Below are 20,704 nucleotides of genomic sequence, written 5' to 3'. Positions count from 1 at the left end.
CCCTGTCATGACTCAACCCGCCTCACCCTCTGCCAACCCCGCGCCTGTCCCGACCTGGAAACGCCTTGTGCCCCCCCTGATTGCTGCGGGGCTGGTCGGCGTGCTGGGGGTGGCCCTGTTACGGCCTGCCGACGATGCCACTACGGGTGGTCCCCTGGTCGGCAGGGCGGCGCCGGACTTCACCCTGCAGAGCCTGGACGGTTCGGAGTTGCGCCTTTCGTCGCTGAAAGGTCGGCCCGTCGTGGTGAACTTCTGGGCCTCGTGGTGCGTTCCGTGCCGTGAAGAAGCCCCGCTGTTCCGTGACCTCAGCACCCGGCAGGCACCCGGCACCGGCCTGGCACTTGTGGGCGTGCTGTTTCAGGAGCCGCGTGAAGACGCGGCGCGGACCTTTATCCAGGAGTACGCGCTGGCCTATCCGAACCTGCGCGATCCGAAAGCCCGGACGGCGATCAACTACGGCGTGGGCGGCATTCCGGAAACAGTCTTTATCGATGCCAAGGGCGTTGTCCGGCATGTGGACCGGGGCGGGCTGGACCGCGCCCGCCTGAACGTGGGGCTGGAAAAAATTGGGGTGCAGGGGTTGTGAGGTGGACCCTGCGCTTCATTGCCCTGCCGGCGTTTGTGCTGACGCTGGCGGCTGCCGCTCCCCCTGAGCTGAGCCCGGCCCAGGAGGCCCGCGCCGAGCGCCTGGGCACCAATCTGCGCTGCCCGATCTGCACCGGCGTGCCGATTACCGAATCCACCAACGACATCAGCCGCGAGATGCTGCGCGAGGTCCGTGAGCAGGTGGCCGCCGGGCGCAGCGACCGCGATGTGTACGGATATTTCGTGGAAAGGTACGGAAACTTCGTGCTGCTCGATCCTCCCAAGGAAGGGGCCGGAGTGCTGCTGTGGGGCGCGCCACTGCTGGCGCTGGGCGCGGGTGGCGCGGTGCTGTGGCGGGTCCTGCGGCGCCGCAGCCCGGCACCCATGGCCGCCCCGCCGGTGGCCGACCCCGAGCCTTTTGATCCTTTCCTGGCCCAGGTGCAGCGCGACACCGCGCGGCTGCCCGGGAACGGGAGGGAGCAGCAGCCATGATCCTGAGCGTGATTCTGTTGTTCCTGATCGTGGTGGCTGCCGGGGTGCTGATGCTCTCGCCGCTGCGGGGCAGCACGGCGCCGGACCCTGATGCGGTGCCCCGCGCCGCGCTGGAAGCCGAGCGTGACCGGCTGTACAGCGAACTGGGCAACCTGACGGACGAAGCCCGGCGTCCGGATCTGGAACGGCGTGCGGCACTGACGCTGCGTGAGCTGGACAATCTGCCTCCGGCTCCCCGGTCACACGCTGGGAGGACTCGCCGGATGGCGCTGACCGGTGTGGCCCTGGCAGCGCTGCTCACGGTGGCGGGCGCGGTGACTTTCGTTCCCCGCTGGCAGCTCAAGTCGCTGGACGCGGGTGAAGCCCAGGACGTGCTGGCAGTCCTGAATCTGCCCCGGCTGAAAGCTGAAGCCGAACGTACCCAGGACGCCAGTGCATACATGGCCTGGGGAAAGGCGGCTTTCGATTCCGGTACCTATGACCAGGCTCTGGCCGCCTACGGCAACGCCCTGAAGCTGAATCCGCGTCAGCCGGAGGCGCTTCGGAGGCTGGGCATCCTGTTGCTGACCGGGGGTGAGCGTACCGGACGCGAACTCAGTCCCGACGAAGCCAATCAAGCCGCGCTGCTGATCCGGACGGCCGCCCAGTTGGCCCCCGAGGAAGCAGAATCGCACCTGCTGCTGGGCTTTGCCTTCGCGCGCTTCGGCCAGGACAACGACGCTCTGGCCGCACTGGAGCGCTACCGCACCCTGGATCCCAAGGGCCGAGACGCCGACGAGATGATTACCGCCATCCGTGCGCGGCAGAACACAAAAGACCCCACGTTGCGTACCTACGCGGCCAGTTGCGCCTCATGTCATGGACCTACCGGAGCCGGGGGCCTGGGCCCTAGCCTGCGGGCCAGCACACTCAGCCGCGAGCAGTTGCGCCAGATCACCGTGCAGGGACGCGGCGCCATGCCGGCGTTCCCCGACCTGAGTGCCTCGCAGCTGAACGGCCTGCTGGACCTGATGCAGCGCTGGCAGAAGGAAGGTGAGTAATCCTGCCGGACCACCCGGCACCTCACACCCCCACCGGTGCAAAGCGGCTGACCCGGCGGGCCCTGCTGGAACGCTGGTGGGTGCTGCCGGTGGCGGGCACAGCCGGGGCCTTTGGATTTATGGGCTGGTACGCCTCCCGGGTCACGCTGGGCAAACGCGGCGCCGGTGAACCCGGTTTTCAGCCAGGGCCAGCCATGCGCGCCGCGGCACTGGCGGCACTACCCCGGGACTGGGCCGAGGTGAACTTCACCTACGCCGGGCGTCCCTGCACGCTGCTGCGGGTACCACAGGCGGTCCCGGGTGGGCTGCAGGTGTCAGAGGCCACACATCTGGTGGCCTTCTCGCGGGTGTGTACCCATCTGGGCTGCGCCGTGAATCTGGTACGGGACCCTGAAGTGCTGGCCTTTGCCTTCAATTACCGGCCCCCTCGCGGTGAACAGCATCCGCAGTTGGGCTGCCGCTGCCATTACAGCGTGTTTGACCCTCTGCGGGCGGGGGCTGCGGTTTTCGGCAAGGCCAACGGCCCGCTGCCCCGGGTGCGCCTGGAACTGCGCGGCGCCGAGATCTATGCGACGGGCATCGAACCCGCCCCGCAACTGGGCACCTGAGTCAGACTGGGGCTATGCTTCTGTCTCCACCTCTGCTGACCTACACCCGTGGCGACGTGCAGGCCGCCTCCAGTGTCCTGATGGCCAGCGCACTGGACCGCGTTGAGCGCGGCGAGGAACTCTGGCCCCCCGCGAGCCTGACACCCGACCGGCTGGGCCGGTACTACCCGGAGCACGGATGGCACGTGGCCTGGCAGTCAGACCGGCCAGTCGGCTGTTATGTGCTTCTTGAAGACGACCCCCTGTTCTGGCCTGAAGCTCCGGCAGGAGAAGCCCTGTACCTGCATAAGCTGGCAGTGCATCCTGAAGTCCAGGGCCAGGGACTGGCACAGACGCTGCTACAACACGCCGCACAGCAGGCCGCCCTGCGCGGGCGACCCCATCTGCGGCTGGATACCGCGACCCAAAGGCCCAGACTGCGCGCCGTGTACGAGACCTTCGGCTTCCGGCACGTGGCAGACCGCGTCGTCAAGAGCTGGGCGGTCTCGCTGTATGACCTGACGGTCCAGACGGGCAGCGCCGGCTGAGGTGGGCACAGCCACAGCAGGCGCTACCATGCATGCCACCATGACATGGCCACTCATCGTCAGCGCCGGAGAGGCCCTTACCGATCTGGTGACCGCCGGTGGCCAGAACTGGACCGCCCACCCGGGTGGAGCGGGCTGGAACGTGGCCCGTGCCTGTGCCCGGCTAGGAATTCCCAGTGCGTTTGCCGGTGCCATCGGCCTGGACAACTTCGGGGATGACCTTCAGGCGTCCAGCGTGGAGTCCGGGCTCGACCTGCGCTTCCTTCAGCGCGTGGACGCCCCGACCCTGATGGCGGTGGTGTACAGCATCCAGCCACCGGCCTACCGCTTCCTGGGTGAAAACAGCGCTGACCTGCAGTTCGACCCGGCGGCACTGCCTGAAGGCTGGCTGACCCACGCGCGCTGGCTGCATCTGGGCGGAATCAGCCTGAGCCGCTGGCCCCTGGCCGATACCCTGCTGACCCTGATGGACCGGGCCGCTTCGGCTGGGGTCAGGATCAGTTTCGACCCGAATGCCCGCATCACCCATCGGCATCCGGACTACCCGGCGGTCTTCGCGCGGGTGGCCCGTCAGGCCAGCCTGATCAAACTGAGCGACGAGGACCTGCGGTTTTTCTTCCCGGGCCTCAGCGAGGCCGACGCCCTGCGTGACCTGCGTGGCATGAACGCCCGCTGTCCCATCGTGATTACCCGCGGCGGCGCAGGGGCTACCCTCTACCACTCGGCTGGCCGGGCCGATGTCGCGGCCGTCAGGGTGACGGTGGTCGATACCGTCGGCGCAGGAGACGCGCTGTGTGCCGGACTGCTGGTCAGTGCCACGGACCGCCCCCAGGCCCTGTGGACCGAGCACCTGCAGTTCGCCCTGCGCACGGCAGCGGCGGCCTGTGCGCGCGCCGGCGCCTACGCGCCGACCCGTGCAGATCTGCAGGCCCTGAGCCCCTGAACTTCGGAGGTTCTGTGGAGCGGGTCAGCTGACCAGCTGAGCCTCGTCGCGCTCCACGATCAGTTCCAGAAAAGCCTCGACATAGGCAGGGTCAAACTGCCGGCCCGCCTGTTGCCGGAGTTCCTGCGCCGCCCGGGCGCGGGACCACGCCGCCTTGTAGGGCCGGGCATGTGTCAGGGCGTCGTACACGTCAATGATGCTGAACAGCCGCGCCACCTCGGGAATCTGATGGCCTCGCAACCCCGCCGGATAGCCGTGTCCGTCCCAGCGCTCGTGGTGATAGCGCACCAGATCCAGGGTCTCAGCCGGCAGAAACTGCAGGTCCTGAAGCATGTCGTGACCGCGGGCCGCGTGGGTCTGGATGATCCGCCTTTCCTCCTCGTTCAGAGGACCGGCTTTGTGCAGGATGTGGTCGGGGATGGCGATCTTTCCCAGGTCATGCAGATAAGCGCCGCAGCGCAGCGCGTGTATCTGGCGTTCGTTCCAGCCCAGGTGCCGGGCCAGCCGGATGGACAGCCCCACGACCCGGCCGGTATGACCGCCCGTGTTGTCGTCCCGGTGCTCCAGGGCGGCTCCCAGGGCCCGTAGCGTCTGATCGTTGGCCTCGCGCAGGTCGCAGATGGCCTGCCACTGCCCAAGCTGTCCACCGAGCAGCCGGGCGAACGCCTGTACGGCGTTGTGTTCTTCCGGGGTGAATGGCAGGTCTTCCGAGCGGCTGAGCAGCAGGATGCCAAGGTGCACCCCGGCGTGCCCGTAGACCGGCGCCATGTGGGTGTGCCGCCGGTCCTCGGGCGGCAGCAGGGCCAGCGCCTGCTCGGCCACAAGGTGATCAGTCTGCACACTGTGGCTGGCCGTCTCTGCGTCTGACGGATGAATCGGCGTATCCACCACCGCGCGGTAGGCACCCCGCCCCGCCAGAATCATCGGGGTGCCGCCCCGGTAGGCAACAAACGCCAGATGAGGCGCGATCTTCAGGGCGTCAAGTGTGTCCAGCCCAGCACGGATCATGCCCCGCGAATCCCGGGCCTCGGAAAGATGCTGGCTGCCCTGGTGCAGGGCCGTCACGACCCGCTGCTGCCAGTGCTCGTCCTGCACCGCCTGCTGCCGGCGCACCACCAGGGTACCTACTCCACCACTGACCAGCAGGGCGCCCAGCACGTCCATTGCCCCCAGGTCTGTCCCAGGCCACATCAGGGTCAGGACAAAGGCCGCCGGATAGGCCGCCAGCACCGCCAGACGCTTGACCGGCACCTCCACCGGTGCCGACAGCGCCATCACCAGGGCGGCGCCAGCCATCAGCGGCGTGCTGCGCGTCAGGGTCCCTGCCGCCAGAAGGCCTGCCCCTACCAGCGTCAGGCTGGAGGGCCAGGGTGAGCGTTGCCACATTCCCTGATGGTAGCAGCCGGGACGGCGCTTGTCGTCCCCCGCCACCGGGTGGGACGGTCTTTGGCGGCGTTCAGAGCAGGTCGCAGGTCAGGCCTTCTGCCTTCAGGCGGGCTGCAGTTCCAGCAGGCGGTTTCTGGCGTCAACCAGAACCACTTTGGGCTCCAGGACGCGGGCCTCTTCCTCGGTAAAGTTTCCGAACGCCGCAATAATCACCATGTCCCCTGGCCGCATCAGGTGAGCCGCCGCCCCGTTGATGCCGATCACCCCGCTGCCGCGCGGACCGCTCAGCGCATAGGTATGCAGGCGGTTGCCGTTGGTGATGTTCCAGATATCGACCTTCTCGTTTACCAGGATGTCAGCGGCATCCAGCAGGTCCTGGTCGATGGTCACGCTGCCGACGTAATCCAGGTCCGCTTGGGTCACGGTTGCGCGATGAATCTTGGCCCTGAACATGATGCGTTCCACAACGCAGCATTGTACCTGCCCGCGGGGCGCTGTCTTGCAGATGCGTTCAAGGTTTCGCCAGGAAGGGACAGAGCAGCTGTTCAGGCTTCCGGTGCCACCCCGTCCACCCAGACGGTCTTCTGGTCGGTGTAGTGGACCTGACCGGCCGGTGCTCCTTTGGGACGCCAGACGTACTTGATGCGGGTGTAATCCACGGCCACGTTGGTGCTGCCACGCGCCTTGCTGTGAGCGGCGGCCAGCTGCGCGGCATACAGAATGTCCGGAAGAGGCAGTTCACGCCCCCCCGTGCGTACCAGCACGTGACTCCCCGGGTATCCTTGGGTATGAAACCAGTAGTCCAGTGAGCGGCCTACCCGGTGCGTCAGGGTGGCGTTCTCCTTGTTGTTGCGGCCCACCAGCACCTCGAAGCCGCCGGGAGTCGTGAAACGCGCCCCGTACTGGCTTTTTTCCGGGCGCTCCTGTTGCAGCTGGGCTCCAAGCGCTTCCAGGGTTTCCAGTTCTGCCTGCTCCAGCTGATACACGCGGGCGCGGGCCTCGTCCAGTTCGGCACGCAGCACCGGCTCACGCTCAGCCAGACGCTCGTAGACCTCCTCACGGCGCCGCGCCCGGGTGTAGCGCTTCTCGGCGTTCTGGATGGCGCTCAGCTGCGGTTCCAGGCTGACAGGCCGCTCCCCGCTGCCATCGAAGGCGGGCAGGACCGCCACATGGCTGCCGGTTTCGATGGTGTGGGCGTAGGCCATCAGCAGATCTGCCTCCTCCCGGTCCTGTACCGCAGCCTCCAGACCTTCCTCGGCGCGCGTCACGTCACTGAGCTGGTTGGTCAGCAGCGTCACCCGCTTTTCCAGAGGTTCACGCAGGGCCTTGCGCAGCGCCGCCGCTTTCTCGGTGCGCGCAGCCTCGCGGGCGCCGCCGTGCATGACCCCTTCGCTGACGGTGGGATCGGCCACCACGTCACGCAGGGCCGCCAGCGCCTGGGGCCAGGCGTCGCCCGGTGGGCTGGAGAAGGGCAGTCCGGCCCGCCGGGCCAGCTCGGCACTCAGCAGCGGCCCCAGTCCGTCCACCTTCTCGCGCCAACGGCCCAGTGGCAGGCCCGAAAGTGCCTGAGCCTCGGTGTCGCTCATGGTGCGCGGGTCGAGCTTGTCGTAAGGCGGCGGTGGACTGTACTGACCTCCTGTGCGGATGGTGCGGAAGCGGTTGCGGCTGCCGGTAATCTCGCGCGCGGCCATGACGATGCGCCCGCTGAATCCCTCGCCATCTTCAAGGACCAGAACGTTGGCGTTGCGGCCGGTCACCTCGAACACGATCCGGGTAGGTGCCTGATCCACAAAGCCGGTCTCGCCTGCAAAGTGCAGCGCCACCACCCGGTCGAGCTTGAGCTGGCCTGCCGCCGAAAGGTCCCCCCGGACCCGCGCGGCCAGATAGCGCTGAAAGGGGCTACGCGCATCGCCCCGCAGGCGCTCGCGGGAGACGAAGAGCACCGGCTGCGGAGGACGGTAGGACAGCACCAGATTGCCCAGTCCCTCGATCAATAGCGCGGCCGTCGTTTCGTCCGGAAAGGCCCAGCCCAGGGTGCGGGCCGGCAGGTGAGGCTGCAGGTCACGCAGGACCCGTGCCAGCATCAGTCCTTCCATAGGGGGCCTCCAGAAGGGCAGTGGCAGGCAGAGGCAGTCATCCGGGCATGCTAGCGCGGCTCCTGACATCCACAGCAGTCATGCGGACCTCGGGCGGCCCTTTCCACAGCCCGGACACCACAGCAAAGCGGGCGCGCCCTCCCGCAGGAAGGCGCGCCGCACACTGTCACCCTTCAGGTCAGGTGGTTACCAGAAGTTGCCCAGGCGGAAGTAGAACTTGCCGCTGCCGTTCTGGGGGCTGAAGCCGTAGTCGAAGCGCAGGCTGGGCAGGCGCGCGCCGCCGAAGCCCAGGTCAAGCTGCACGCCGGCCCCGATGCCGTACTTCAGGTCGAAGTTGGGGTTGTTGGTGGTTCCCCAGGCACTGCCAGCGTCGGCAAACACGACGCCGTAAAGGCCCTGGGCAATCCCGGCGTTCAGGCCGAAGTCATAGCGGTACTCGGCGCTGGTAGTGAAGTAGTTCGTGCCGAACAGTTCACCGTCTGCCAGGCCGCGGATCTGACGGGCGGCCACCGGGCTGCTGCCACCGCCGACCGAGTAGCCGGTGCCCTCGGGGTAGTTGCCGAAGGTGGTGCCGGCGTTGGCACGCACGGCGAAGACCTGCTGACGGCTGGTCGCGCCCCCAGATTTCTCCATGATGCGGCCAAAGCCGTAGTAGGTGCTGGCGCCACTCTGCACGTCGGTCCAGCCCAGAGGGGTCTCACCGCTGCGGCCGAAGGAATAGGTGGCACTCAGGCCAGCACGCACGCCGCGGGTAGGGAATTCCGCGTTGTCGGAGCTGTCGTAGTTGAGGCCGCCCGTCAGATTGGTGGTCAGCGACCGGTCGGGCACCAGCGCAGCGGCGGCCTCGGGGGTCACGCCCTCGGCGGGCTTGTCGGCCTTCTGCACCGGCTCCAGGAAGTAGGTGCGCTGCGATACGCCCACGCCCACATTGGCCCGCAGGTACTGCGAGAGGTTGCGCCCGGCATTGACACTGAAGCCGGTGGTCCGCACCGTGTAGTCGTAGCCGGTGTCGGTGCCCCTGTCGTTGGTCTTGTCGGCATCGGTGGTGTTGCCGGGCTGCACCACCGGATTGTTCCCGGCGACGTTGCTGCCCACGTTGAAGCTCAGGCTGGTGGGGGTCCGGCGGAAGTCCAGGAAGTCCAGGTCCAGCCAGGGAATGGTGTAGCTGGCATTGCCCACGAAGTTCTGCCGCGCTTCGTTCTGCTGTACCCCGGCGTTGAGGCTGAAGTTGTGGCCCAGACCAAACACGTTGGGGTTGCTGTAGCCGGCCTCGCCGCCCAGGCCACCGGCCAGGCTGTCGTAGGACAGGGCCAGGTTGACCGGGATACCGTTGGCGGTCTCGGTCAGGGTCAGTACGTATGTGACGTTCTCGGGGTTCTGAGGGTCGCTCTTGACCGTGGCTCCCACGGGACGCACGAAGCCCAGGCGGCTGATCCGCCCCAGCGCCTCCTGGATGGTCTTCTGGTTGTAGGCGGTGCCCGGCGCCGGCAGCTCACGCAGAATCACGCGGTCGCGGGTGGAGTGCTTGCCCTGCCACTGCAGCTCATAGCCGACCAGCTTGACCTCGCGGACATTGAAGGTCAGGGCGCCTTCCTGGAAGGTGATGGCATCGCGGGTGCTGATCTCGTAGCCGGCCTTGCGGTACGCGTCGCGCAGGGCCAGGAAGTCGTCCTGCGCCAGCTGCGGGCTGTAAGTGTCCCCGACCTTCGTCTTGACGGCCGCGAGCAGCGTCGCGCTCGGCACCAGGGTGTTGCCGCGCACGCTGATGCTGCGCACTGGACCCGTGGCAATATCAGCGGCACCGAACATCACCGTGACCTGAGACGGATCCTGAGGGTTGGGCTGAATCGCGAAGCCCACCGGCTTGCCGGTCTGGTTGGACAGCGCGCGCACGTCGGCACGCAGGCGCTCGAGGTTCAGGGGTTGACCCAGCTGGGTCTGCAGTGTCACCTGGGGGTTGCCGAGGTCGCTGAGGTCGAGGTCGGCGACCTTGCCTTCGATCACGGCGACCTTCAGGACGCCGTTTTCCAGGGTGGTGTTGCGGCTGTCCACCCCGGCCTGCAGGATTCCGGCCGCAGTGTAGGCCTGCTGCAGCCCTTCGACAGCCTGGAAGAAGGTTTCAGGGGTGAAGCGCTTGGCGTCATAGAGCGGTTTGAAAATGCCGGTAACAGTGCTCTGCGGCAGCAGGGTCACGCCGCTGACCTCTACACGGCTGATCTTGGCGGCCTCATCGACCACGAAGTTCACGGTGACACTGCCGTCGGCGTTGGTCTTGACCTCGCTGCTGATGCTGGGCTGGAACGGGTAGCCCTCGCTCTGGTAGTTCTGAGCCAGAGCTTCCTTGGCCTGCTCGATTCGCTGAGTGTTCAGCGTGGCGCCCGGCGCAACGTTGAGCAGTTCACCAATTGATTTCTTGAAGCCTTCTGCTGGCAGGAAGGTCAGCCCGGTGGCATCGACCCTGGAAATGGTGGGGTTGGGCGTGACGGTCACGACCAGGGTGTCCCGGCCGCCCACGGTCCGCAGTTCGGCCACGGCCGTCTTGAAATATCCACTGGCAATTACTTCCTGCTCGACCTGCCGCACGTTGACACTGGACAGCGGTGCGCCCTGCTGAACGGTCAGGGTGGCCCGCAGAAAATTGGCGAGCAGCTCGCTGGTACCGACGATGGTGATGTCCTGCACAGTCCCGGCCGTCTGTGCCACGGCAGGCGCAGCCATCAGGACGGTCACGGCAAGAGTCATGGGGTGTCGCATTCTTCTCCTAGAGTAGCCTCATCGTTCCTGAACTGGCCCGGGCATTTGAGAGCCCGGGCGAAACGCGGCAAACGCTCTGCTCACACTTGCCGCTTCATCTCTGAGAAGGGTGAAGGTTTGCTGCGCTGTTCTGTCGGCTTTGGTGCCCACCGGTGGGGGTTTGCTCACTGGGTTGAGCCGGAGGCAGCCAGTGGGTGAGAATAGCCCGTGTTTTCCTTATGCATGCATGATGTCACGGGCGGGGTTCTGTGAGCCTGCCAGCGGTGCTCGCGGCCATCCGGGAGGCTGAGGCCGCGTCGGGCCGCGAGGCAGGAAGTGCCCGACTGGTGGCGGTCACCAAGGGGCAGGACTTTCCCAGCATCGAGCAGTTCGTCCTGAAGTACGGCACCTTCCCTCTTGGCGAGGGCCGGGCGCAGGAGTTGCGTGACAAGGCAGCGGCACGTCCGGACCTGGAATGGCATTACCTGGGCCCGTTACAGCGCAACAAGGTCAAGTATCTGCGGCCTGTGACACTGGTGCATAGCCTGGAGGAAGTCTGGCAGGCCGAGGCTATTGCTCAGGCAGCGCAGGGCTGGGGACGGGCCCCGGACGTACTGATTCAGGTGCACAATGGCGAGGTGCAGAAACATGGCGTGGACCCGGATCAGCTGACCGGGTTTTATACCCGGGCCCGTGAAACCGGTCTCATGGTCCGTGGGCTGATGGTCATGGCACCCGAAGGCGATGAAGCGCAGGTCCGCCGGGTGTTCGAGGACACGGCGCGCCGCGCGCATGACCTGGGTCTGAGTGAACTCAGCATGGGCATGAGCGGCGATTATCCCCTGGCCGTGGAAGCCGGGTCCACCCTGGTCCGGGTGGGAAGGAGTCTGTTTACATGAAACTTACCCCCCTCGATATCCGTCATCAGGATTTCCCCTCCCGGCTGGGCGGCTATGACCGCGGCAGCGTGCGGGCGTTTCTGACCCAGATTGCCGATCAGCTCGAGGACATGCTGCAGACCCAGCACACCCAGAGCGAGTACCTGCAGGAACTCGAACGTCAGATAGAAGAGCAGCGTCAGGCTGAAGACGAAATCCGCCGCGCGGTGGTGGCGGCTGAGCGCATCGGTCACGAATTGCGCGAGAACGCAGTGCGGGAAAGCGACCTACTGGTGGCTCAGGCCACGACCCAGCGCGAGAGCCTGCTACGCGAAGCCGAGGCCCGCAATGTGGAACTCGAGGCGCAGTACGGCGCGCGCATGGCTGCCCTGGAGGGGGCGTTCCGCACCCGCTTCGCTGAACTCGAAACGCAGCACCACCAGCTGGTTCTGGAACGTGAGCGCATTCAGGCCGAGCGCCTCGCCTCGCTGGAACGCACCTACCTGGAGCGTCATGCCGAACTGACCAGTCGCCTCACCGCGGCCCGACAGGAATATGCCCATTTCCTCAGCGGCTACCGCGCGCTGATGGCCTCTTTTACCGAGCTTTCCACCCAGCATGTTCTGCCGGAAGGCGCGCTGCTGCCCAGTGACGCCCTGCCGCCCTCCCCGCTTCCAGATGGACCGGTGCCGTCCGGCGTACGCCCCGGCGAATTGACCCGCATGATGAACGCCGCCATGCTCCCACCAGGGATGGCGGAACGGCCTCAACTGGCCTCGCAGAACCGCGAACCGGGTGACACGGGGCAGGACCCGTCGGAGACCGATCCCGATGCACCGGCTGAAGACGCCACGCCCGATGGGGTCCGGGTCAAAAGCCAGCAGTTCCTGTGAGGAGTCAGGTTGCCGGGCTGCCTGAGGTCTCCTTACCCCTGGAAGACCCGGCCTTCATCCGCAATCCCTATGGACTGCTGAGCGATCTGCGTGAGTCGGCGCCCGTCTTTTATGACCCGCGTATGGGGCGAGTGGTGCTGACCCGCCACGCCGACATCAGTGCCCTCCTGCGTGACCGCAGATTCGGACGTAGCGCCCTGCACCGCTATTCCCGCGACGAACTGGGCTGGCCCCCGGCCGACCCGCGTCAGGCCAATTTCGACGCTTTCAACAACAACCACATGCTGGATAGCGAGCCGCCCAAGCACACCCGCCTGCGCTCGCTGGTGCAGCTGGCTTTCACGCCACGCCGGGTCGAACGTCTGCAGGGCCGTATCGAGGATATTCTGGGTGCTCAGCTTGCAGGCCTGCACGGCGCGGGCTCCTTTGATCTGGTGGAGCGCTACGCCGAGCCCCTGCCCGTGACCGTGATTGCCGAATTGCTGGGTGTGCCGGAGGAGGCCCGCGGCCATCTGCGGCCCTGGTCGGCCGCCATCGTGAAGCTATACGAACCTGGAGTGTCCCCCCGGGCACAGGCCGAGGCCGAGCAGGCTGTACTGGACTTCAGCGCCCTGCTGCGCGAGCTCGCAGCCCAGCGCCGGGCCCAGCCCCAGGATGACCTGATCACCGCCCTGGTTCAGGCTGAAGAAGGCGGCGACCGGCTGACCGAACAGGAGCTGATCGATACCTGCATTCTGCTGCTGAACGCCGGTCATGAGGCCAGTGTCAACGGCCTGTCGGCTGGCGTCCTGGCATTGCTGCGCCAGCCGGAGCATTGGCAGGCCCTGGTGGACGCCGCACCCCGGGAGGACAGCCTGCCGCTGTTCCGCCTCGCCATTGAGGAGTTGCTGCGCTATGACACGCCCCTGCCCATGTTCGAGCGGATCGCGCTGGAAGAGACGCAGCTTTTTGGTGTGTCCCTCCAGCCCGGCGACCGGGTGACCCTGCTGTATGCCAGTGGCAACCGCGACCCGCGCCGCTTTGAACGCCCCGATGAGCTGCTCCTGAGCCGTGATCCGAATCCACACCTGACGTTTGGCCTGGGCATTCACTACTGCCTGGGCGCGCCGCTGGCCAGGCTGGAGCTGGCCCTGAGTCTGCGCGCACTGTGCCGAGCCATGCCGGACCTGCGGCTTCAGGAGGCTGGCGCAGCCGCCCAATACACCGGCGGCTTTGTGATTCGCGGCCTGGCCCGCCTGGACGTGCAGAGCGGGTGAACGAAGCAGGCGCCACCTTCACAGAAGGTCTGGAAACCCTGTGGTCTGTCGGACCAGTCCGGCAGATCACGGCTGTGTGCGGAGGCAGCATCAATGGGGCCTACCGCGTGCAGACCAGAGACGGCACCTATCACCTGCGCGTTTACCGTACGCCAGACCGGACACAGATCGATCGGGAGCACGCGGCCATTGCGGTCGCACTTGCCAGTGGCGTTCCCACCCCTGCGCTGCTGCCTGCCCATGATGGAAATACCGTGGCCCGGCTGCATGGAACCGGGGCCGATGGTGCCTGGGCCGCGCTGTTCGCGCAGGCTGCCGGTGCCCCTATCCCCCGAAGCGCGTTGTGCATGAAGACCGCCTCCGCTCTGGGAGCTTTTCTGGCCCAGGTGCACAGCCGCCTGCCGGCAGAGGTGCCGTTTGCCGTGCCTGTCCTATGCGCCTCCAGCGTGGAGCATACCGCCCAACGGCTGGAGAGAATCGAGCAGGCGATCCTGTCTCTTCCCGTCTTGGAGGAGATAGACCGGTGGGCCCTGACGCGCACCCGGCAACGTCTTGCACACCTCCGTTCTGTACCCCTGCGGGATGTGGTGCCCTCCTTCCCGTTCCGCTTCCTGCATGGTGACTATCACGACGGCAACGTGTTTTTTCAGGACTGGCAGCCTGCATCACTTACTGACTGGGAGCAGACCCGGCGTGGGCCCCGGGCCTGGGAGATTGTCCGGACCATTGACCTGAGTCTGGAGCTGCTCCCTCAGCTGTGTCGGGCCTTTCTGTGTGCCTACCGGGCCCACTTTCCCCTGCCCTGCGACGAACTGCAAAACGGCGCGCGGTTCTACGCCATGTCGCAGGAACGCAATGTCTGGACTTATGAAAGTGTCTATCTGAACGGCAATCCTGGTCCACGCAGGTTTATCCGTCCACCACCGTATGTCCCATTTCTGACCCGCTGGCAGACCCTGAAGTGATAAACCCCCGCCACCACACCGCTGCCAGCTCTCCGGAGCTTGCCTGAGCCATCGCTTCCTCTGGCTGGTCCAGCGCCAGCAAGGCCAGCACCCGCGCCGGGCTTGCCGGCAGGCTGCGCTCTAAAGCCTTTTCGGCCGTGCGCCGGCCCTTGCCACTGCCCATTCGCAACTGGGCATGCCCCAGCACAGCAAGCAGATGGGCGTCGGCAGGATCACCGGTCAGTTCTGCGATCTTGAGACCTTCGGCCAGGGCCCGCAACGCAGCGAAGGGATCCTCCAGGCACTGCTCCCCGCGCAATGTGGCCACAGCGACCAGGGCCGCAGCGTCACCCTCTGCCTGGGCGCGTCGCCGCGCCTCTTCAGCCAAGGATCGTGCGTCCTGCTGCTGTAACTGCCATACGGCGCGGGCCCGCAGAGCAGCTGGCCGGGCCGACTGGCCCTGCTCCCGCAGCACCTCCAGGGCAGCGGCCGGCTCACCAAGACGCAAAAGCGCCGCTACCTGAAGCAGAGGCTGGTCGGTCCAGGCAGCGGCCAGACGCGGCTGACCCAGCTGGAGTGCCAGCGGCGCAGCCTGCTGGCGGTATGCCGGAGTCAGGACCTCCAGTAGTACTGTGGCTGCTGCATAGTCATGCGCAGCCACGGCGGTCCGAAGGTCCTGAAAACTCTGCGACGGTGGCGGGCCGGAATTCACGCCGGCAGTGTAAGTCTTCAGGAGGGCGATCAGCCCCAGCCCGGCCGGTTCAGGCGCTCAGGGCCATATCCAGGCCGAGGAAACGCCAGAGCGAGCGGCGCGGCACCCGCAAGCCACTGGGATGTTCCACCGCACCCAGCCGGCCGTCCCGGATCCAGCGCCGGACCGTACGTTCGTGAGTACCGGTAAAGTCGGCCACCTCGCTGACTTTCAGGAGTTTGGGCAGGTTCTGGAACTGATCGGATAGGGTCATAGTCTCAGGCCTCCAAAAGAGCGTGGGGCCACCACACGGCAGCCCCACACGAGATTTCAGATTCAAGGATGTTCCGCGCGCCGCCTGGCCCGCCCGCATCGGGACGCTGGCAGAGAATAGGGCAGGCAACACGTTTCAACTTGCGCGGAGCGTACCATACGCCCGGTCAGCCTGATGTCAATTCTCAAGGGGATCTCTAGGTCAGGCGCGCCAACGTGACGCGCTGCGTGGGAACACACCAGCAAACCATGGCGCGGCCCATGCACTACAGTCGCCCCCGATGAGTCTCGTGGAACAACTGTCAGGCACGTTCGTCAATGTTGCTGCGGTGCTGCTGGGAACCCTGCTGGGTCTGACGGTGGGAAGTCGTCTGCCCGAACGCACTCAGCGGACGCTGCTGCAGACCCTCAGCCTCGTGACCCTGTTTATTGCCCTTGACATGGCCGGCAACCTGAACCGCACCAATGGCGGCAACATTCCCGGAGTGATTCTGGCCCTGATCAGCCTGGCGGCGGGTGCCGTGCTCGGAGAGGCGCTGGGCATAGAAGAGGCCCTGGGCCGACTGGGCGACAGCCTCAAGCGCCGCTTCCGAGGCGGGGGACGCTTTACCGAGGGATTTGTGGCGGCAAGTCTGCTGTTCTGCATCGGACCCATGACCGTGGTGGGAGGCCTGCAGAACGGACTGACCGGTGACAACAGCACCTATGTCCTGAAAAGCACCCTGGACGGTATTGCTGCGCTGGCCCTGGCCGGAGCCTACGGCATCGGGGTGGGCTTCAGCACCCTTACCATTCTGGTGGTGCAGGGCGGTATCAGCGTGGCTGCCGGTTACTTTGCCGCCAGTCTTTTGGGCGGAGCCGACCCATCGGTGCTCAAGACAAATCCCTTTGTGTTGCTTCTGACTGGTACCGGTGGCCTGATGATCGCCGGAATCAGCTGGAACCTGATGCTGGCCGGCCTGGGCTGGGAAGACCGCCGCGTGCGGGTCGGCAGTCTGTTGCCCGGACTTCTGATCGCCCCTCTTGCGCTGTGGCTGACCCGACTTCTGCTGCCGTGAGCAAATGCAGTGCCGGCTCCTCATGCCAGCTGCTGCAACGTCGGCTCAGTGGTACAAGTCAGACTCTCTGATGCAGCCTGTCACGGGCATGCTGTGCCAGCGGTCCTGCCGCTGATCAGCTCCGGGCCTGAACCACCTGTGTCTGCCACCACTCCCGAATCCACGCCCTGAAAGCCGGGTAACGCTCTCCCAGTGCCACCCGTACCTTGCGGTCCTTTTCCTGATTCATATGCAGCAGGTTGTGGTTGAGGCGGGCGGCTTCCTCACGGCCGATGACCCGACGACCGGCGCGGCCATAAGCCGACTCACTTGCGGCCAGCCGGCGCAGTTCGGAAACCTGAAGCGAGTTCAGCCTGAGGTCTTTCGCCATCTGCAGGCCGTCTGCTTTTGCAGCGGGGAGGGTCAGCAACCTGGTCAGTACCGCCGCTGTCGGCCAGGGGTCCCGCACTGCAGTCATCGGCGAGGTCACAGGCGACTGACCAGGTGTTCCGTGGGCATGTGCCGCCTGAACGCACAGGACCCCGAGGGTCAGAACCATCACTGGAAGGCGCATGCCCCGCAGCGTACCGGCTGCCTTCTGAGAAGAATCCACGGGGCAGAAGTCAGGCATCACCTGTTCATCAGGGACGACTTATTCCTCACCCACAAACACCGTTCTATCTTCAGCGACCATTGAGGCGAACTTTATTACTGTTGTTGTGAACGCAATTTTCAGTGACTGGTCAGATTCAGCCTTTAGCGTCAGGCGTACCGAGGAGGATCTACCATGCAAAGGAACGTACGAGGCATTCTGACCCTGACAGGTTTGCTCGGCCTGTGTGCTGCCAGCGCAGGGCCAGCCAAGATTACTGCCCAGAGCATCATCGTTAATCCGGTCGAGACCAAGCTGGACGTCCAGGTCTGGGTCAACCGTGACGCAAGCGGAAAGGGCAACCCTCTTTACCGCAAGGGCGAGACCCTCAGCATCGGTCTGAAAACCAATCAGGACGCCTATGTCTACCTGTTCAACATCAACGCCAACGGCGAGGTGGACCTGTTTTTCCCCAACAATTTCGAGGAAAGCAACTTTATGAAAGCCGGTGTCACCCGTGTTTTCCCCAAGCAGGGTGCCAAGTACACCTTCACGGTGGGCGGTCCCAACGGACAGGACAGGCTTCTGGCTCTGGCCAGCAAACGCGAGCTTGACCTGGACGACATCGCCACTTTTGCAGACGACCAGGGCTTTGCCGAGGTGCGGCTTAAGGGGCAGGAAAATCTGGCCCGTGCGCTGAGCATCGTGGTCAACCCACTGCCAGCCGACGGTTGGACCACCGACGTGGCCACCTTCCGCGTCGGCACTGCGGACAAGGCACCAGCCGCCAAGGGAACAGCATCTGGCACGGTGACGCAAACACCCGAGAATTCCACGCAACCCATGACGCAGCCTCAGGCTCAGCCCAAGGCGCAGGAGCCGGTGCAGACCCCGACCACGCAGATCCAGGCGGGTGAGCGCCGGGACGGCACCATTGACCGGGCCATGGCTGAAGCCTATGACCGGCTGAAGGGCGACGAGTCTCTGGGCGCCGCGACCACCTATGCGGTCCCCTGGGGCGACGGCTGGTGGCAGAAGTTCAAGGGCGTCGGGGCCTATGGTGACGCTGTACTCCTGCATGCCAACGGCAGCAGCCGCTCGTACTCGGTTCACGGCCGCCTGCTCGAACGTTACATAGCCCTGGCACGCGCAGAGAACGGCGCCACGCGTCCTCCCAGCCGTCTGGGATGGGCTGCTGGTGACGAGAAGGTCATTCCCCGCAATCCCTACGGCACCAGTGGCCTGTACGGTTTCTTCCAGAACGGCGCCCTGTACGGCACCGAGAAGTACGGCACCTTCTGGCTGCAGGGCGCCGTCCTGAAGACCTACCAGGGACTGGGTGGCTCCGGCAGTTTCCTGGGCTTCCCGACCCGTGATCAGTATCTGCTCAACGGCGGCTGGGCGGCGGACTTCGAAGGCGGCACCATCCGCACTGTCGGCGGCGTTCCCAAGATCTACCGCAAGTAACGTTCCCGATCTAACCTTCCCCGCTGGGGATGACTGGCAAGTCCGGTACGTCGCCCCATCCCCGGCCTGAATTTTCCCGCAGCGCGTCCAGTTCACAGGGGACGCCCGGGTTCTAATCGGCGCGTGGTGATACCACGCAAGGGTTCCTCTTTCACCGAGTTTTCCAGCAGCAGACAGGCTCCAGCCACCCGGCCGGAGCCTGTCTGCTGGACAACCTCAGCTGAGTTTGGCCTTGAACTCCTTGTAGCCGAAGGATTTGACTCGGTCATACCGGCCGTCCGTGCGCAGAATGCCGATGTCCGGGTGCTTGACGCCGTTGAAGAACGTGGTCTTGACCATGGTGTAGTGGATCATGTCGTCAAACACAATCCGGTCCCCGATCTGCAGGGGCTGGTCAAAGATGTACTCCCCGATCACGTCTCCAGCCAGACAGGTCGTGCCCCCGATGATGTAGGGGTGGCCCGCTGCCACGGGGGTGCCGTCGTCCGAGCGGTGCTGCCCCTGCTCCGGCGGGTCACCGGCGCCCAGGATCCTGGGACGGTACGGCATTTCCAGCACATCGGGCATATGCGCGGATACGGAAACGTCCAGCACTGCCGCGTCCTTAACGTTGTGCACCACATCCAGCACGCTGCTGACCAGCCAGCCGGTCTGCCAGCCAAAAGCGCTGCCTGGCTCCAGGATCACGTGGACCCCATGCCGGGCCTTGAACTCCCGGATCACCCGGATCAGACGTGGAATGTCGTAGCCCGCCCGCGTCATCAGGTGTCCCCCACCGAAGTTGACCCATTTCATGTGACCCAGGAACTCACCGAACTTCTCCTCGAAGGCGACCAGGGTGCGCTCCAGCGTGGAGGAGTCATTCTCGCACAGGCTGTGAAAGTGCAGGCCATCGACACCGTCGAGCAGATCCTCGCGGAATTCGCGGCGCGTCACTCCCAGGCGGGAAAAGGGGCCGGCGGGATTGTATAGGTCCGTTTCGACCTCGCCGTACTCGTGGTTGACACGGATACCGACCTGCAGGGAGCGGCCCTGCTCCCGGGCCGCCTGCACCTGAGGCCGGAAGCGTTCCCACTGCCCGAAGGAATTGAAAATCAGGTGATCAGCCAGTTCCAGAATCCGGGGAAAGTCCTCGTCGCTGTAGGCGGGGGCATACACATGAACCTCGCCCCGCATCTCCTCCCGGGCCAGAATCGCCTCGTTGAGGCTGCTGGCTGTGGCGCCGGTAATTCCGTATTCGCGCAGCAGCGGGAAGGTACTCCACATCGCAAACCCTTTGAAGGCCACGATAATCTGCGCGCCGCTTTCACGCTGTACCTGCGAAATCAAGGAGAGGTTCCGGCGCAGTCTGGATTCGTCCAGGACGAAGGCCGGGCTGGGAATTTCGGCCCAGTTCACCGCCTCCACCGGAGTCACAGCGGGAAGTTCAAGATCAGTCACGCGCTACAGGGTACCGGACGACCAGCACACGCCGCAGGTACGCAGCCGACGATTGGTGGGTTGCCTGGCGGTCAGGCCCGCGCAGTTGCGCACGATGTTCTGGCCTGGCTGGATTCTTTCCTTCCGGGTTACCGCCATCAGGGGGCTGAGCTGAGTTCTAGTACGCGTCTGAACCACCTGAGTTCGACGCCTTGCTCTCCGGCAGCCATCTCATCTTGAATCCACCCAGCATGACCTATGGCTCCAGGAGCGTCGAAGTCCGCAGCGCAGCCCGTTTTAACGCGTAAATTTGAAGCTCTTCAGAAAATTGGCCATGGGCGTCTTGAGTGCCGCTTCCTGACCTCGGATGGTGGTGAACGTCACGATATAGGCGTTGCTGCCCCGCACAGCGTAGGTGGCCACAAAATGCAGCCTGAACTGTCCCTGAAGGCCGGTATACACCAGTTCGTTGGCCTTCTGTCCGCCCAGCGTGACCGCGCGGTGGGCCAGCACCTTGCCTTCCGGGAAGACCTTGGGGATCTGGGCCAGGCTGAGCTGGTGATACTGCGCCTGCGTCATGCCCTTGGGGAGGGGCTGCACCACCACGTTCAGATTGGGGGAGAACTGCTGCACAGGCTGAGGCACCACGTAAACCAGCACTGTCCCGGGATGGGCGGCCTTCTGCCAGCCCGGTGGAGGCGTAACGGCGAAACCATTCTTGGTATCAGTATAGGGAGCTGCGGCGCTCCAGCCGGTAAGCATCAGCGCGGCAAGCAGTGCATGACGGGACATTTGGGAAGTCTAGGGGCCGGCGATGAGCCGCCTCACAGAGTGGCCACAACCT

21 protein-coding genes are annotated in these 20,704 nt (G+C 65.4%); 12 read left to right on the top strand and 9 right to left on the bottom strand.

What is annotated here, in order from left to right:
• Positions 1 to 7 precede the first annotated feature (7 nt).
• The 6 genes from IEY49_RS01690 to IEY49_RS01665 all read left to right on the top strand — a co-directional run bounded on the left by IEY49_RS01690 (position 8) and on the right by IEY49_RS01665 (position 4,195).
• Positions 8 to 586: a TlpA family protein disulfide reductase gene (locus tag IEY49_RS01690; RefSeq protein WP_189003913.1), complete on the top strand. Its 579-nt coding sequence runs from the start codon at positions 8 to 10 to the stop codon at positions 584 to 586.
• Positions 583 to 1,077, top strand: coding sequence for a cytochrome c-type biogenesis protein (locus IEY49_RS01685; RefSeq protein WP_189003911.1), 495 nt, complete (start codon positions 583 to 585; stop codon positions 1,075 to 1,077). The genes IEY49_RS01690 and IEY49_RS01685 overlap by 4 nt, the downstream gene beginning before the upstream one ends.
• A complete protein-coding gene (locus IEY49_RS01680; RefSeq protein WP_189003909.1) occupies positions 1,074 to 2,117 on the top strand; it encodes a c-type cytochrome in 1,044 nt (347 codons plus the stop codon). Before IEY49_RS01685 ends, IEY49_RS01680 begins: the two co-directional genes overlap by 4 nt.
• Positions 2,118 to 2,197: 80 nt before the next feature.
• The gene (locus tag IEY49_RS01675; protein WP_229780577.1) at positions 2,198 to 2,725 is read left to right on the top strand and encodes a Rieske (2Fe-2S) protein; all 528 of its coding nucleotides are present in this window, start codon (positions 2,198 to 2,200) and stop codon (positions 2,723 to 2,725) included.
• Positions 2,726 to 2,739: 14 nt separating this feature from the next.
• Positions 2,740 to 3,252, top strand: a complete 513-nt coding sequence (locus tag IEY49_RS01670) for a GNAT family N-acetyltransferase (RefSeq protein WP_189003907.1) — start codon at positions 2,740 to 2,742, stop codon at positions 3,250 to 3,252.
• A 40-nt stretch (positions 3,253 to 3,292) separates the two neighbouring features.
• Complete coding sequence (locus tag IEY49_RS01665; RefSeq protein ID WP_189003905.1) at positions 3,293 to 4,195, top strand: carbohydrate kinase family protein; 903 nt, start codon at positions 3,293 to 3,295, stop codon at positions 4,193 to 4,195.
• Between the two features lie 24 nt (positions 4,196 to 4,219).
• Here the strand turns inward: IEY49_RS01665 and IEY49_RS01660 are convergent, their stop codons facing one another.
• The 4 genes from IEY49_RS01660 to bamA all read right to left on the bottom strand — a co-directional run bounded on the left by IEY49_RS01660 (position 4,220) and on the right by bamA (position 10,419).
• The gene (locus IEY49_RS01660; RefSeq protein WP_189003903.1) at positions 4,220 to 5,581 is read right to left on the bottom strand and encodes an HD-GYP domain-containing protein; all 1,362 of its coding nucleotides are present in this window, start codon (positions 5,579 to 5,581) and stop codon (positions 4,220 to 4,222) included.
• A 102-nt stretch (positions 5,582 to 5,683) separates the two neighbouring features.
• Positions 5,684 to 6,046 carry an aspartate 1-decarboxylase gene (gene panD, locus IEY49_RS01655; protein ID WP_189003901.1) on the bottom strand — a complete coding sequence of 121 codons (363 nt, stop codon included), beginning with the start codon at positions 6,044 to 6,046 and terminating at the stop codon, positions 5,684 to 5,686.
• 80 nt (positions 6,047 to 6,126) lie between these two features.
• Positions 6,127 to 7,677 carry an Rqc2 family fibronectin-binding protein gene (locus tag IEY49_RS01650; protein ID WP_189003899.1) on the bottom strand — a complete coding sequence of 517 codons (1,551 nt, stop codon included), beginning with the start codon at positions 7,675 to 7,677 and terminating at the stop codon, positions 6,127 to 6,129.
• Between the two features lie 186 nt (positions 7,678 to 7,863).
• A complete protein-coding gene (bamA, locus tag IEY49_RS01645; protein WP_373291829.1) occupies positions 7,864 to 10,419 on the bottom strand; it encodes an outer membrane protein assembly factor BamA in 2,556 nt (851 codons plus the stop codon).
• A 260-nt stretch (positions 10,420 to 10,679) separates the two neighbouring features.
• On the opposite strand from bamA, the gene IEY49_RS01640 reads away from it, so the two are divergent.
• From IEY49_RS01640 to IEY49_RS01625, 4 genes are read left to right on the top strand one after another with little or no spacing between them, the layout of a single operon-like run.
• A complete protein-coding gene (locus IEY49_RS01640; protein ID WP_189003895.1) occupies positions 10,680 to 11,309 on the top strand; it encodes a YggS family pyridoxal phosphate enzyme in 630 nt (209 codons plus the stop codon).
• Positions 11,306 to 12,181: a DivIVA domain-containing protein gene (locus IEY49_RS01635; protein WP_189003894.1), complete on the top strand. Its 876-nt coding sequence runs from the start codon at positions 11,306 to 11,308 to the stop codon at positions 12,179 to 12,181. Before IEY49_RS01640 ends, IEY49_RS01635 begins: the two co-directional genes overlap by 4 nt.
• Positions 12,182 to 12,219: 38 nt before the next feature.
• Entirely contained in the window at positions 12,220 to 13,437 is a 1,218-nt protein-coding gene (locus tag IEY49_RS01630) for a cytochrome P450 (protein ID WP_189004224.1), read from the top strand.
• Complete coding sequence (locus IEY49_RS01625) at positions 13,434 to 14,402, top strand: phosphotransferase enzyme family protein (RefSeq protein ID WP_189003892.1); 969 nt, start codon at positions 13,434 to 13,436, stop codon at positions 14,400 to 14,402. Before IEY49_RS01630 ends, IEY49_RS01625 begins: the two co-directional genes overlap by 4 nt.
• On the opposite strand, the gene IEY49_RS01620 is transcribed toward IEY49_RS01625, so the two are convergent.
• Entirely contained in the window at positions 14,347 to 15,093 is a 747-nt protein-coding gene (locus IEY49_RS01620; RefSeq protein ID WP_189003890.1) for a hypothetical protein, read from the bottom strand. The genes IEY49_RS01625 and IEY49_RS01620 overlap by 56 nt on opposite strands.
• A gap of 49 nt (positions 15,094 to 15,142) precedes the next feature.
• Positions 15,143 to 15,346: a helix-turn-helix domain-containing protein gene (locus tag IEY49_RS01615; RefSeq protein WP_189003888.1), complete on the bottom strand. Its 204-nt coding sequence runs from the start codon at positions 15,344 to 15,346 to the stop codon at positions 15,143 to 15,145.
• A gap of 280 nt (positions 15,347 to 15,626) precedes the next feature.
• Here IEY49_RS01615 and IEY49_RS01610 point away from each other — a divergent pair, with 280 nt between their 5' ends.
• Positions 15,627 to 16,403, top strand: coding sequence for a DUF554 domain-containing protein (locus tag IEY49_RS01610; protein ID WP_189003886.1), 777 nt, complete (start codon positions 15,627 to 15,629; stop codon positions 16,401 to 16,403).
• A 115-nt stretch (positions 16,404 to 16,518) separates the two neighbouring features.
• Here the strand turns inward: IEY49_RS01610 and IEY49_RS01605 are convergent, their stop codons facing one another.
• The gene (locus IEY49_RS01605) at positions 16,519 to 16,956 is read right to left on the bottom strand and encodes a hypothetical protein (RefSeq protein WP_229780576.1); all 438 of its coding nucleotides are present in this window, start codon (positions 16,954 to 16,956) and stop codon (positions 16,519 to 16,521) included.
• 213 nt (positions 16,957 to 17,169) lie between these two features.
• Between IEY49_RS01605 and IEY49_RS01600 the strand changes: the two genes are divergently transcribed.
• Positions 17,170 to 18,441, top strand: coding sequence for a DUF4384 domain-containing protein (locus IEY49_RS01600; RefSeq protein WP_189003884.1), 1,272 nt, complete (start codon positions 17,170 to 17,172; stop codon positions 18,439 to 18,441).
• 216 nt (positions 18,442 to 18,657) lie between these two features.
• On the opposite strand, the gene nspC is transcribed toward IEY49_RS01600, so the two are convergent.
• Both nspC and IEY49_RS01590 read right to left on the bottom strand, forming a co-directional pair.
• The gene (gene nspC / locus IEY49_RS01595) at positions 18,658 to 19,881 is read right to left on the bottom strand and encodes a carboxynorspermidine decarboxylase (protein ID WP_189003882.1); all 1,224 of its coding nucleotides are present in this window, start codon (positions 19,879 to 19,881) and stop codon (positions 18,658 to 18,660) included.
• 276 nt (positions 19,882 to 20,157) lie between these two features.
• Positions 20,158 to 20,652, bottom strand: a complete 495-nt coding sequence (locus IEY49_RS01590) for a DcrB-related protein (protein ID WP_189003880.1) — start codon at positions 20,650 to 20,652, stop codon at positions 20,158 to 20,160.
• Positions 20,653 to 20,704 lie beyond the last annotated feature (52 nt).

It is taken from the genome of Deinococcus malanensis (assembly GCF_014647655.1).
GTDB classification, from domain to species: Bacteria; Deinococcota; Deinococci; order Deinococcales; family Deinococcaceae; genus Deinococcus; species Deinococcus malanensis.
The sequence above is the reverse complement of the archived record's forward strand: the minus strand, read 5'-3'. Positions and strand labels throughout refer to the sequence as shown.

Excerpts from the sequence above, each read along its gene's own strand:
- IEY49_RS01660 (WP_189003903.1), bottom strand. The coding sequence starts at position 5,581 with ATGTGGCAACGCTCACCCTGGCCCTCCAGCCTGACGCTGGTAGGGGCA.
- IEY49_RS01600 (WP_189003884.1), top strand. The coding sequence starts at position 17,170 with ATGCAAAGGAACGTACGAGGCATTCTGACCCTGACAGGTTTGCTCGGC.
- IEY49_RS01610 (WP_189003886.1), top strand. The coding sequence starts at position 15,627 with ATGAGTCTCGTGGAACAACTGTCAGGCACGTTCGTCAATGTTGCTGCG.
- IEY49_RS01605 (WP_229780576.1), bottom strand. The coding sequence starts at position 16,956 with ATGCGCCTTCCAGTGATGGTTCTGACCCTCGGGGTCCTGTGCGTTCAG.
- bamA (WP_373291829.1), bottom strand. The coding sequence starts at position 10,419 with ATGACTCTTGCCGTGACCGTCCTGATGGCTGCGCCTGCCGTGGCACAG.
- IEY49_RS01635 (WP_189003894.1), top strand. The coding sequence starts at position 11,306 with ATGAAACTTACCCCCCTCGATATCCGTCATCAGGATTTCCCCTCCCGG.
- IEY49_RS01615 (WP_189003888.1), bottom strand. The coding sequence starts at position 15,346 with ATGACCCTATCCGATCAGTTCCAGAACCTGCCCAAACTCCTGAAAGTC.
- IEY49_RS01690 (WP_189003913.1), top strand. The coding sequence starts at position 8 with ATGACTCAACCCGCCTCACCCTCTGCCAACCCCGCGCCTGTCCCGACC.
- IEY49_RS01670 (WP_189003907.1), top strand. The coding sequence starts at position 2,740 with ATGCTTCTGTCTCCACCTCTGCTGACCTACACCCGTGGCGACGTGCAG.
- IEY49_RS01650 (WP_189003899.1), bottom strand. The coding sequence starts at position 7,677 with ATGGAAGGACTGATGCTGGCACGGGTCCTGCGTGACCTGCAGCCTCAC.
- IEY49_RS01665 (WP_189003905.1), top strand. The coding sequence starts at position 3,293 with ATGACATGGCCACTCATCGTCAGCGCCGGAGAGGCCCTTACCGATCTG.
- IEY49_RS01590 (WP_189003880.1), bottom strand. The coding sequence starts at position 20,652 with ATGTCCCGTCATGCACTGCTTGCCGCGCTGATGCTTACCGGCTGGAGC.
- IEY49_RS01680 (WP_189003909.1), top strand. The coding sequence starts at position 1,074 with ATGATCCTGAGCGTGATTCTGTTGTTCCTGATCGTGGTGGCTGCCGGG.